Genomic DNA, 11795 nt, shown 5'->3' on the forward strand with positions numbered 1-11795 from the left:
AACGAAAACACAGGTTTTTACTAAGAAACTTTTGACAATACGCCAACGGAAGATGGGGGGATTGATATGAAAGGAAATAAGCGAACATCAACAAGAAGCCTATTGCCTTGGCTTATTCCATGCTCGTTAATCATTGTTTGGCAACTTATGTCCATTACAGGCATTCTTTCAGAAAGAATAATACCTGCCCCAACACAAATCATCGAAGCGGCAATTCTTCTACTAGGAAACGGGGAATTGTATGACCATATGTCCATTAGCTTAACAAGAGCAGCAGTTGGCTTTATCATCGGTGGATCAATCGGTTTTATGCTTGGTTTACTAAATGGCGTATTTCGCATTTCCGATTTACTGTTTGATACATCCATTCAAATGTTGCGGAACATCCCGCATTTGGCTTTGATTCCGCTTGTGATTCTTTGGTTTGGGATAGGGGAAACATCAAAGATATTTCTCGTAGCTTTGGGGGTGCTGTTTCCCGTTTACATTAATACGTATCACGGAATTAAATCGGTTGATAAGCGATTAATTGAAATGGGTGAGTCTTATGGATTAAAAGGCTACAAACTATTTTTTCATGTCATTTTACCAGGTGCACTATCTTCCATTTTAGTTGGAATTAGATTTTCCCTTGGAGTGATGTGGTTAACACTAATCGTCGCGGAAACAATCTCTGCTCAATCGGGGATTGGCTATATGGCTATGAATGCTAGAGAGTTTATGCAAATGGATATTATCGTCTTAAGTATTCTCATTTATGCAGTGTTTGGGAAGGTGTCTGATGTTATTGCGAGGTATCTCGAAGGAAGGTTATTAAAATGGAATACATGAAGAATATTAAAGGGGGGATGTTGATTTGCTATCGTTACAACGAAATGGCGTAAACGTTCAAATCAATAGCCTTGAGAAAAGTTATGGAAAGCGCGAAGTGTTAAATGGAGTAAACGTAAATATAAAGGCAGGAGAATTTGTTGCGATTGTAGGGAAAAGTGGTTGCGGGAAAAGTACATTCCTCCGCCTTGTTGCAGGCCTAGAAGATGCCGAGGCTGGCTCGATTCAATTGAATGAGGAGCGATTACAAGGTCTAAATAAAAAGGCCCGAATGATGTTTCAAGATGGCAGGTTACTTCCGTGGAAGCGGGTAATTGATAACGTCTGTATCGGACTCCCTGGTGATCAGCAAAAGAAAGCTTTAGAATCCCTCACCCAAGTGGGACTGGAAGATAGAGCAAATGACTTTCCTTCCATGCTTTCCGGTGGTCAGAAACAGCGGGTTGCTTTAGCAAGAGCATTGGTTCATGAGCCAAATTTACTTCTACTAGATGAACCTCTAGGCGCACTTGATGCGCTAACGAGGTTAGAAATGCAAGAACTGATTGAAACATTATGGACAGAAAAGAAATTTACAGCAATTCTTGTTACCCATGATGTAGAAGAAGCAGTTGCAATAGCGGACAGGGTGATATTAATAGAAGATGGGAGGATAGCGTTGAATCAAACCATTGCGTTAGCACGGCCGAGAAAACGAACAAACCCGACCTTTGGTATGTATGTAGAAGAAATCCTTGCAAGAATTATGAATAAAAGAACAGAAAAAGAATATGCACAACCGTTCCATGAAAAATCACTATCCCTTCTTAACTCCGTAAATAATTAGAGCAACGCCGAGAAAAATCCACAGGAATTTACTAAAGGATATTTTTGCGGACATCCCGATAATCCCAATTGCAGTAGTAAGCAGGAGGATAAGGGGACCGACAAAAGCGAGTGAACTATTAATGATTAAAGTTTTTTCTATCTCATTAAATTTAATCATTAAAAATGCCGCAAATATTTCGATAGAACCGGAAAAAATTCGTAATAAGGCTATAGACAGAACAGCCTTTTCCAATAAACTAAACATCGTACTCCCCCTGCAAAAATATGTTTATTTTTAAATATATGCCCGGCCTGTCCAAAAAAGGACTGTATGAAAAATTACAAGTTTAAAAGGGGAGTATGAATGCAAAAGATGAAAGCGTATGAATGAGTGTATTCTCCCGATGACCTCACACCCCGCTGCAAAATAATATTAAAACTGTATTAAAAGCACTTTAGTAAATATAAATACCTATCTTTTAAGGACATTCCCTTAAAAGATAGGTATTTTCTGCAGATAAACGATAAGATCACCCCAAAGAGATCTGCTCACTAGCTTCGATTATACAGAGACTCCTGCAGAGGGAGAATTCTTATTGAGACACAGTTATCGAGGCAGTCTTAAAACACACTTAGTAATTTATGATTTGTAGGGTTTATCTTTACACTTTAGAGTTATATCCCACTTTCATTTCTTTAATCCAAAACAGCAGCCGCCTTGATTTTGTCAAAGACCTTATCAAGATCTGCAATGAGATCATCAATATGCTCAATCCCAACAGAAAAGCGTAAGAGACGGTCATCGATCCCGCGGCTTTCCCGCTCATCCAGCGGAATATCGGCATGGGTCTGTGTGGTTGGATATGTAATAAAGCTTTCGACACCACCTAGGCTTTCTGCAAAGGTGATTAATTGAAGATTTTGTAAAAATGGATTAATTAAAGCAGCATTCTGTAAACGGAACGAAAGCATCCCGCCAACTCCTGGATATAAAACATGCTCGACTGCATCGTGCACATTTAAATATTCCACTATTTTCTTCGCATTCTCCTCATGACGCTTCATGCGCAGTCCAAGTGTCTTCATCCCGCGAACAATTAAAAAAGAATCGGCAGGGGAGAGCACTGCCCCAGAAGAATTATGATTCGTCGCAAGGAGTTCCGAAATATCTTCATCTTTTGCAACGACTAATCCCGCCAATACATCATTATGGCCGCCAATATATTTCGTTGCACTATGAATGACGATATCGGCTCCGAGCTCTAGGGGCTGCTGTAAATAAGGTGTTAAAAAAGTGTTATCGACAATGAATAATAAATCATGTTTTTTAGCGAGTTCGGCATATGTTGGGATATCAATTGTCTCCATGAGCGGGTTCGTCGGAGTCTCAATGAAGATAGCTTTGGTACTTTCCGTAATCAATGCTTCTACAGCAGTGACTGTTGCGAAATCGGAATAGCATGCCTTTATATTGTATTTTTCCTCATATTGCTTTAATAAACGATAGGTTCCACCGTACACATCTGCTGAAAACAATAAGGAATCCCCAGATTTAAACAAGGATAATACAAGTTGAATGGCAGCCATTCCGGAACTGCAGGCAAATCCTGCATAGCCATTTTCCAAATCGGCAATGCCCTTTTCCAGGATCTCTCGCGTTGGATTTTTCGTTCTGCTATAATCGTATCCTGTTGATTCACCGAGACCCTGATGTTCATACGCAGTAGTTAAGTAAATCGGTGTACTTACTGCTCCCGTTTTTTTATCCGATCGATTTCCTAATTGGACTAAACGACTTTCAATCTTTTGTTTTGTCATCATATCACCCTATTCTTCGTAATAAAAAAAGACCTTCTATAAGAAGAAGGTCTCGGTATCTACACAAGTACGCTCTTCTTATCTTCAAGACGGCAGGCCGTCAATTGGAATTAGCACCGGGCTCACGTGTTTAAGCTGGTTGCTGAGACTTCATTGGGCCAAATCCCTCCGTCTCTCTTGATAAGAAAAATTATGGAGTTTTTAATGATTGAATATATAATAGTACAGCTATTCAGAAAATGCAAGAGAAATAAAGAATACATAATGAATATGCAAAATAGTTTGCATCAGGAACAATCGCTGATATAGTTTCTTATAGGAATCCATTTGATTATGGACGGTTTAGGCTAAGGAGCAATATTTATGAAGGAAAAACTTTATTTCTATTATACAAATGATTTGCATAGTGATTTCAGCCAATGGCCGCGGACAGCTGGCTATTTAAAGGATATGAAAAAGAATCGTATCGCTCGGGAGGATGCCCATTATTTAGTTGATGTTGGTGACCATATGGACCGTGTTCATCCAATATCGGAGGCTTCGATGGGAAAGGCAAATGTGAAGCTTTTAAACGAGGTCGGTTATGATGTCATCACACTTGGGAACAATGAAGGGATCACACTATCCCATGATGATTTATATCATTTATACGACGGGGCGGAATTTGAAGTTGTCTGTGCGAACCTGAAGCATAAAGAACAGAATCCACCTGCATGGCTGCACGATACTCGCATTATCCAGACGGAATCGGGAGTGCGGATCGGAATGATCGGGCTTACCGCACCGTTCAATGCTTTTTACGGGCTACTCGGCTGGCACCTAACTTCCCCCTTTGAAGAATTGGAAAAACAGCTAGCCTCTTTAAAGAAAGAAACGGATATTATCATTCTTCTATCCCATTTAGGAATTAGTGAAGATGAAGCGATTGCGCGGAAATTCCCGGATATCGACGTTATTATTGGAGGGCATACTCACCATCTGTTGCGGACCGGTGAATATGTGAACAACAGTCTTCTCACTGCCGCGGGCAAGCATTGTATGTATGTTGGCGAAGTAATCTTAACATATGATCATGATAAAAAGGAGCTCATCCATAAAGAGGCTTATACAACAGATGTATCAAGCTATCCCGAAGATGAAGATACGAGAGGGCTGCTTGCTGAATTGGAAAAAGAAGCGTCTGGAATATTGGGGACAGAAGTTGTTTACCTGGAAGAAGGGTTTCAAGCGGATTGGTTTAGCGATGTGCCGATGATGCAAGACTTGACGGAAACAGTACGGAAATGGACGGCTGCTGATGCATCTTTGTTGAATGCCGGGCTTCTGCTTGACGGCTTGCCAAAAGGAATGGTCACTTACGGTGATATCCACCGGATTTGTCCGCATCCGATCAACCCGGTTGTTGTGCATTTGAGGGGAGATGAATTGATTGAAGTGATCCGTGCTTCCTTGAAGAAAGATTTCATGGAGATTCAATTGAAGGGATTCGGTTTCCGCGGGAAAGTCATTGGCAGAATGCTTTTCGCTGGATTATCCATATCTACGACACTACGGGCGAACGGAACGGAAGCAGTAACTGGGGTAACGTTCTGTGATGGTTCAGCTGTGGAAAAGCAGAAAACATATCGCATTGCCACTGCTGATACATTTACTTTCGGGCGCCTACTCCCTGAAATTGCTAAATCAGAAATGAAACAATACTTCCTACCTGAATTTTTGAGGGATTTATTACTCGATACGTTAAGAAATAAAACACCGCAGCCTTAAGATGACGATAGTGACAGAGGAGCCTGCTTTTGCATACTTTATTATGTAACTAAAGGAGGCATCCGGAGATGATTACTGTTAATCCAATTGAAATTGAAGGGATGCAGTTCACAGCAGTAAGTGTCGAACTGCCAAAGACGACATTACTCACGGTTTCAAATGAAGTCGGCTATATTATGTGTGCTGCACTGGATGTGGATATTTTTAATGAGATTCCGAAGTTGCGGGAAAGGGAAGTAATTGCAGGGAGAGCGATAGGCGTGCGGACGATTGACCAATTACTCGCTGCTCCACTCGAGAAAATTACGGATGCATCGAAAGAATACGGCTGGAGAGAAGGAATGACGGGAAGAGAGGCTCTTCTTCTTATCTCATAAGTTTAGCACGTCTAACCCCTCACATCGTTGCATAAGCATGATGTGAGGGGGTTTTTACATGCGGAAGAGACGTATCCCTAGAAAATTTGGCTCACCTCCAGCGCAAATCATCTTGATACTTACAGTCATTATCTTTACGATAGCGATTCTTGTGAGCATTATGGTTATCGATAGGGGAATTAAGCCAACATTAATGGAGATTGCAACGGAAAAGACGACTGAATTCGCTACCCGGGCGATTAATCGTGCAGTTAGTTTCACGGAGGACTATAATTTTTCAGATATAGCTAATATTACATATGATAATAATGGAAATGTTGCCGCATATTCCCTGGATTCAGCAGCTATGAGTGAAATAACTCGGAATGCAACCAATCGGGTAGAGGAATACTTTCACCGTTTAAATCGGGGAGATCCGATCTTCTATGATGATGAAGAGCCTTTCCCGTATGAGGAAGGGGCAACGGATCGTATCAATGATGATCCTACCCTGGTAGAAATCCCTTTAGGGCAAGTAACTGGGAACACTGTTTTAGCAAATCTCGGACCGAAAGTACCGATTAATTTGGAAGTGATTGGCACAGTGCGAACGAATATTACAAGGGAACAGACAGAGTTCGGTATTAACGGGGTATGGATTTCCTTTTATTTGGAAGTGGAAACAGATGTACAAGTCATTATTCCATTTACTTCGGAAGTGACGACAGTAACTGCAGAAATCTATATTGATGGGGGTGCAATACTTGGAGATGTACCTGATTTTTATGGAGGTAATTCCGGTCCATCGATTGCCGTCCCAAGGGATGAAATCGGCCGGGACTTGCAGAATACGGAATAATCTAGTATAGTAGGTTCAGAATTGAATAGTCGCCTTTTTGATCGGTGAGGTAGAGGTGCGAGTAATATGAGTAGCCAACAGGAGAATGACAACGTTGAATGTTAGTGAAAGGATTGTTTGCCGAAGCGTAATAAGCGTCAACTTATTATTTGCTGGTATGTCTTTGAATAAGGGGCATACTGTCATGCTGTTTACTGCATGGAGAACTACTGATCGAAATGGAGGATAACGTATATTGTTAAAGAAACAATGATGGGTTATTTTCTATCATTGTTTTTTTATGTGAATATGTACCTTCCATTCGTTCAACTTGTACTCCATGCTATGAAATTTTTAAAATGGAGGAAAGACGAAATGGTAGGTACTTTTTATTCCCTTATCCCTGCACTTGTAATGCTCGTGCTCGTAATTGTCACGAAACGGATTCTGCTTTCTTTAGGGGCAGGAATTGTCTTGGGTGCTTTTTTCATTCATGAATTCAACATACTAGATTCCTTGCAGGAAGTATGGCTCGTATTCTATGAAATATTTGTTGTAGATGGTTCCCTTAACGTTGATAATCTATTCTTATTTGCATTCCTGCTCTTATTGGGAATTATGACGGCATTTCTTCAAGGATCCGGTGGTAGTCGGGCGTTTGGAGAATGGATGTTAAAACATGTAAAGACTCGTACAGGTGCAAAGTTAATGACAGGAGTTCTCGGTGTTATTATTTTTATCGATGATTACTTTGCGAGTTTAGCAGTTGGACAAATTGCCAGGCCGGTAACAGATCGGCACAACATTTCCCGTGCGAAATTGGCTTATTTGATTGACTCTACTGCTGCTCCAATGACTGTGCTTTCACCAATCTCCAGTTGGGGTGCATTTATTATTGGGTTGTTAAGCTCCATTTTTGTAACAAATGGTATCACGGGTATTCAGCCAATGGAAGCTTTCATTAAAATGATTCCAATGAATTTATACGCCTTGTCAGCAATCTTACTTGTGTTCCTTGTTTCCTATTTGAAAATGGATATCGGAAAGATGCGGGTACATGAGAAGCGCGCAATGAAAACAGGCGAATTGATTGATCCAAATAATAGTAAGGTCCCTGGTGACTTAGGTGATACGGTTGAGGCACATCCAAAAGGAAAAGTCTATCATCTGATTTTACCCATTGTTGTGCTTGTCGTAGCGACTGTATCAACGATGCTAATTACAGGTGCCATCGCAACAGAAGGTAAGGTAACCATCCTTTCCATGTTTGCTAATACTGACGTGAATCTGTCTCTCTTGATTGGGGGAGCAATTGCGGTCTTGCTTGGACTTATTCTACATGTGATGCATGATCCGCCAAGAGCAAACATCGGGAATATTTTTGTCCAAGGAATGAAATCGATGTTGCCTGCGATTTATATACTAATACTCGCATGGATGATCGGATCGATTATTTCATCCCTTGAAACGGGAACATATTTAGCAGAGTTGCTTCATGGAGCAAATGTTAGTTCGATGTACTTACCTGTGTTGTTCTTTATTATTTCCGGTTTAATGGCACTAGCAACCGGTACTTCTTGGGGAACATTCACCATTATGCTTGCTATTGGTGCTGAAGTTGTGATGGTGATTGACCCTGCTCTATTACTGCCAACACTTGGGGCTGTACTTGCTGGGTCCGTGTTCGGGGACCATTGTTCACCGATATCTGACACGACCATTCTTTCTGCAACAGGAGCGGGTGCAAATCATATTGATCACGTTTTAACGCAGCTGCCATATGCACTCCTTGCTGCTGGTGTGTCGGCGTTAGGATTCCTGTTGATGGGTGTGTTGGATATGATAGTTCTGCCACTAATCATTACATTAGGATTGATAGTAGTTATCGGATTTATCATCCACCGCAATAATACAATAAGAGAATCCTGATAAAGTGAAACTCATTCAGTGGGGTATTACAGTATTACAGACCATTAATAAGCATGTCCTTTTTCTATATGAAAAGGGATATGCTTTTTTAATTGAAATTACGTCTAAATAGGAAGGTATTGCAATATCTATAAGAATACATCATGTTTTATAAGAATGGAGGTGGGATACGAATAAAAATATTAGAATATTGAAAAAAATATACGTCGAATACTAGCACTCATAATCGTAGTGAAAAAGGAGGGTACAAAAATGAAGGCGCGTTCAGAGTGGGGAACAAGGGCTGGTTTTATTTTAGCGGCAGTTGGATCGGCGATTGGTTTGGGGAATATTTGGCGGTTTCCAGCAGTAGCGTATGAAAACGGTGGTGGTGCATTTTTCATCCCGTATTTATTTGCGCTGTTAACAGCTGGGATTCCCATTCTCATTATGGAGTTCACAATGGGGCACCGCTATCGGGGTTCTGCACCGTTAACGTTCAGGAGAATGAATAAGAAAACTGAATTTATCGGTTGGTGGGGCGTGCTTGTTGCATTTATCATTTCGACTTACTACTCTGTAATTATTGCATGGGCAATTTCTTACTTCTATTTCTCATTATCTCTTGCTTGGGGAGATGATACGGGAGGGTTTTTATTCGGTGAGTATTTAAAGCTTGCTGAAAGTCCAGGTCAGATAGGAAGTATGGTTCCAGGTGTACTATTCCCGCTGCTTATTGTTTGGGCGCTTGTCTTGTTCGTGTTGTACCGCGGTGTTAGTAAAGGTATTGAACTAGCCAATCGAATTTTTATTCCAGCACTTGTCGTTGTGTTTCTCATCATTGTAGTACGTGCGGTGACATTGCCTGGAGCATTAAGTGGATTGGATGCTTTTTTTAGACCTGATTTTAGTCAAATTTTATCCCCTGATGTCTGGATTGCTGCATACGGGCAAATTTTCTTCAGTTTATCCATCGCATTTGCCATAATGATCACTTATTCTAGCTATCTGTCGAGAAAATCAGACATTACAAACAATGCATTTATTGTAGGATTTGGGAACTCTGGATTTGAATTATTAGCCGGGATTGGTGTATTCGGTATTCTTGGATTTATGGCAACACAGGCTGGGGTGTCCATTGATGAAGTTGTTGATGGTGGAGTTGGACTTGCGTTTGTTGCTTTTCCAGCGATTATTAATGAGTTTCCTGCCATGAATGAACTATTTGGACTCCTGTTTTTTATATCTTTGACATTGGCTGGTTTAACCTCACTTTTATCCATTACAGAAACCTATGTTGCAGGAATGGTGGATAAATTCAATGTATCCCGTAAGAAAGCTGTCCTCTTCGGTGGAGGGGTTGCAGCGATTGTTTCCTTGCTCTATGCTTCTCAAGGCGGTTTATTCTTCCTTGATGTTGTTGATTACTTCATTAACCAATTCGGTGTTGCTTTACTTGGATTAGTGGAAGTTGTCCTGATTGCATGGATTTTACGGAAGTTGAAAACGTTTAAAGACCATGCAAACCCTATTTCAGACATTCAGCTTGGTTCGTGGTGGACGATTAGTTTAGCAGTTATTACACCAATTGTGATGGGGTATATGATGTTTGGTTTATTCAAGCAAAATCTGCTGAAATTATTTGATAATCCTACCGGGAACTATGAAGGGTATACGGATACGTTTATATTCTTTGGAGGCTGGGTTGTTGCTGCAGCAGCACTGATAATTGGGATACTACTCTCCTTGACGAAATGGAAGGCAAACGTTGAAATTAACAAAGATGAGAACTATTATGACGACGAGGAGGCAAGATAATGAGTGCTTCAGCAATCATAGTGATGATTATTGGAATTATTATTCTATGGGGAGGATTAGCGGCAAGTATATGGCACGCATTCCGTGATAAAGGAAAAACGAATTAAAACTAAAGAGGTTGGAGAGCAAGCGCTCTTCCAACCTCTTTAGTTTTTCGCCATCTGTTCCCATCTTCTTAAATAAGGATAAGGGTCAAAGGACCATTCTTTATAGCCGTCGTCTTTGTACATGCCGTAATGCAAATGGGGAGGGAATTTACCGGACGTACCTGGTGGGCCATATCCACTTGACCCGACACTGCCAAGAACATCACCCGGCTGTACGACTGTTCCGATTTCAATGGCATCGTTAAAGCCACTCAAATGAGCGTAATAATGATAAATATTATAAATGTCGCGTATCCCTATCCGCCAGCCGCCAAATCGGTTCCAACCCATAATTTCTACAACTCCATATGTTGTGGACTTGATCGGCGTTCCATAGTCTGCGAAAATGTCTGTACCTTCATGAATCCGAAGCCCGCCGTATCCGCGCCTATCTCCCCACGTATTCCGATAACTGTAATTATAATTTATATCCACGGGAAAATCCCGGTCTGTCAAATTGATTTCATTAAATGTTTGGAAAACTTTGGCGGTGTTCATAATTGATTTAACCGTTAAGTCTCGTTCATAAAGCTTCCATAATCCAATTTTAATATCATCCCTTGTAGGACCTTCTTGAAGCAACAACATAGCAAGTGTATAGAGAACATCTTCTTCTTGTTCAGGACTTGCCAAGCCGTCCCCATTTCCATCCAATCCGATACCATTAAATAACTTGATAATATCTGGATTCGAGTTTTTCGGATAGTTTCCTATCCCATACCAGCTTTCTTCATCAAATGTAATGGAAATAAGTGGCTCATCTTCAGTAGCCGTTTCCTTATTCCGTTCGTAATTATCAACGGCAGCGAAATAATACCAAGGGATGTGCGAGATTGCTTCCGTCTTCCGGTATAGGGCCATTCGTTCTGTATGAATTGAAGCTTCCTCCGCCTGAATTACTGACCCACTTAAGCAAAATAGGAAGAAGATAAAGCTATATATCGTGAGCCGTTTGGAGAACAAGCTTATTACCTCCAATCTTGTTCAGCGTGATCTGCTTTGATTTCCTCAATAACTCGTTCGATTACTTGGAGATCGTCTTTATTATTCATCTGCTCTCTATGCAGGCTATGGATAACATCCATATGATTAGGTTCATCGGTTGTATATATTTTATAGAAACTTGGAAGTAGTGAACGAGCAGTCTTACCTGCAATTTCTGCAGCTAGATCTGCATCGAGATCATCACGTTTCTCAAAGGCTATGACAACCTCCTTATCCGTAACGAGGGAAGCTGCTTCATCGAAATTGCCGCTTTGCAGGATTGTTCTCGTAATCATATCCGCTAATTGTTCCCGATCAAAGTTGATTTCGTTGTTATTATCTTGTACAGCGAGATCCTCTTTCGTATATCTGACATAGCCCAACTTGGCCCGACGCTCTTCATTCACCGCCTCCCCACGATTATTGGGGTTCAGTATTTCCAATTGTTCATTTGAGTTTTCCGTTTGGCCGCAACCACCGAGATAGAGTACGATTCCAAGCAATGCATGGATTAGAATGAAT

12 protein-coding genes and 2 riboswitches are annotated in these 11795 nt (G+C 40.9%); of the genes, 8 read left to right on the plus strand and 4 right to left on the minus strand.

The window, feature by feature from the left end; translation table 11 throughout:
* The first annotated feature begins 66 nt into the window (after positions 1–66).
* Together ssuC and IEX94_RS00010 are read left to right on the plus strand one after the other, a co-directional pair.
* Positions 67–831: an aliphatic sulfonate ABC transporter permease SsuC gene (ssuC, locus tag IEX94_RS00005; RefSeq protein WP_188855506.1), complete on the plus strand. Its 765-nt coding sequence runs from the start codon at positions 67–69 to the stop codon at positions 829–831.
* Between the two features lie 25 nt (positions 832–856).
* Positions 857–1657, plus strand: coding sequence for an ATP-binding cassette domain-containing protein (locus tag IEX94_RS00010; RefSeq protein ID WP_188855507.1), 801 nt, complete (start codon positions 857–859; stop codon positions 1655–1657).
* Here IEX94_RS00010 and IEX94_RS00015 read toward each other — a convergent pair.
* A complete protein-coding gene (locus IEX94_RS00015) occupies positions 1628–1903 on the minus strand; it encodes a YqhV family protein (RefSeq protein ID WP_188855508.1) in 276 nt (91 codons plus the stop codon). The genes IEX94_RS00010 and IEX94_RS00015 overlap by 30 nt on opposite strands.
* Before the next feature lie 431 nt (positions 1904–2334).
* Entirely contained in the window at positions 2335–3456 is a 1122-nt protein-coding gene (locus IEX94_RS00020; protein WP_188855509.1) for a methionine biosynthesis PLP-dependent protein, read from the minus strand.
* A 75-nt stretch (positions 3457–3531) separates the two neighbouring features.
* Positions 3532–3643, minus strand: a riboswitch (SAM riboswitch).
* A gap of 176 nt (positions 3644–3819) precedes the next feature.
* Here IEX94_RS00020 and IEX94_RS00025 point away from each other — a divergent pair.
* The 6 genes from IEX94_RS00025 (at position 3820) to IEX94_RS00050 (ending at position 10250) form a co-directional block, all read left to right on the plus strand.
* Positions 3820–5223 (plus strand): bifunctional metallophosphatase/5'-nucleotidase, encoded by a 1404-nt coding sequence (locus IEX94_RS00025; protein ID WP_188855510.1) that lies wholly within the window; start codon positions 3820–3822, stop codon positions 5221–5223.
* 68 nt (positions 5224–5291) lie between these two features.
* On the plus strand, positions 5292–5600 hold the full coding sequence (locus IEX94_RS00030; protein WP_156856698.1) for a YunC family protein: 309 nt from the start codon (positions 5292–5294) through the stop codon (positions 5598–5600).
* Positions 5601–5658: 58 nt separating this feature from the next.
* A complete protein-coding gene (yunB, locus tag IEX94_RS00035; protein ID WP_188855511.1) occupies positions 5659–6438 on the plus strand; it encodes a sporulation protein YunB in 780 nt (259 codons plus the stop codon).
* 42 nt (positions 6439–6480) lie between these two features.
* Positions 6481–6655, plus strand: a riboswitch (Lysine riboswitch).
* A 137-nt stretch (positions 6656–6792) separates the two neighbouring features.
* Positions 6793–8346 carry a Na+/H+ antiporter NhaC family protein gene (locus IEX94_RS00040; protein WP_188855512.1) on the plus strand — a complete coding sequence of 518 codons (1554 nt, stop codon included), beginning with the start codon at positions 6793–6795 and terminating at the stop codon, positions 8344–8346.
* Positions 8347–8598: 252 nt separating this feature from the next.
* Complete coding sequence (locus IEX94_RS00045) at positions 8599–10143, plus strand: sodium-dependent transporter (RefSeq protein ID WP_188855513.1); 1545 nt, start codon at positions 8599–8601, stop codon at positions 10141–10143.
* Positions 10143–10250 carry a methionine/alanine import family NSS transporter small subunit gene (locus tag IEX94_RS00050; RefSeq protein WP_188855514.1) on the plus strand — a complete coding sequence of 36 codons (108 nt, stop codon included), beginning with the start codon at positions 10143–10145 and terminating at the stop codon, positions 10248–10250. Before IEX94_RS00045 ends, IEX94_RS00050 begins: the two co-directional genes overlap by 1 nt.
* 39 nt (positions 10251–10289) lie before the next feature.
* Here the strand turns inward: IEX94_RS00050 and IEX94_RS00055 are convergent, their stop codons facing one another.
* Both IEX94_RS00055 and IEX94_RS00060 read right to left on the minus strand, forming a co-directional pair.
* Complete coding sequence (locus tag IEX94_RS00055) at positions 10290–11252, minus strand: M23 family metallopeptidase (protein WP_229782507.1); 963 nt, start codon at positions 11250–11252, stop codon at positions 10290–10292.
* Positions 11253–11257: 5 nt separating this feature from the next.
* The coding region (locus tag IEX94_RS00060) for a YhcN/YlaJ family sporulation lipoprotein (RefSeq protein ID WP_194461777.1) at positions 11258–11795 on the minus strand (538 nt) is incomplete at its 5' end.

Origin of the sequence: Oceanobacillus indicireducens (assembly GCF_014647195.1) — a bacterium.
In the GTDB taxonomy this organism is placed as follows: Bacteria; Bacillota; Bacilli; order Bacillales; family Amphibacillaceae; genus Oceanobacillus; species Oceanobacillus indicireducens.

Excerpts from the sequence above, each read along its gene's own strand:
- ssuC (WP_188855506.1), top strand. The coding sequence starts at position 67 with ATGAAAGGAAATAAGCGAACATCAACAAGAAGCCTATTGCCTTGGCTT.
- IEX94_RS00015 (WP_188855508.1), bottom strand. The coding sequence starts at position 1,903 with ATGTTTAGTTTATTGGAAAAGGCTGTTCTGTCTATAGCCTTATTACGA.
- IEX94_RS00020 (WP_188855509.1), bottom strand. The coding sequence starts at position 3,456 with ATGACAAAACAAAAGATTGAAAGTCGTTTAGTCCAATTAGGAAATCGA.
- IEX94_RS00025 (WP_188855510.1), top strand. The coding sequence starts at position 3,820 with ATGAAGGAAAAACTTTATTTCTATTATACAAATGATTTGCATAGTGAT.
- IEX94_RS00030 (WP_156856698.1), top strand. The coding sequence starts at position 5,292 with ATGATTACTGTTAATCCAATTGAAATTGAAGGGATGCAGTTCACAGCA.
- yunB (WP_188855511.1), top strand. The coding sequence starts at position 5,659 with ATGCGGAAGAGACGTATCCCTAGAAAATTTGGCTCACCTCCAGCGCAA.
- IEX94_RS00040 (WP_188855512.1), top strand. The coding sequence starts at position 6,793 with ATGGTAGGTACTTTTTATTCCCTTATCCCTGCACTTGTAATGCTCGTG.
- IEX94_RS00045 (WP_188855513.1), top strand. The coding sequence starts at position 8,599 with ATGAAGGCGCGTTCAGAGTGGGGAACAAGGGCTGGTTTTATTTTAGCG.
- IEX94_RS00050 (WP_188855514.1), top strand. The coding sequence starts at position 10,143 with ATGAGTGCTTCAGCAATCATAGTGATGATTATTGGAATTATTATTCTA.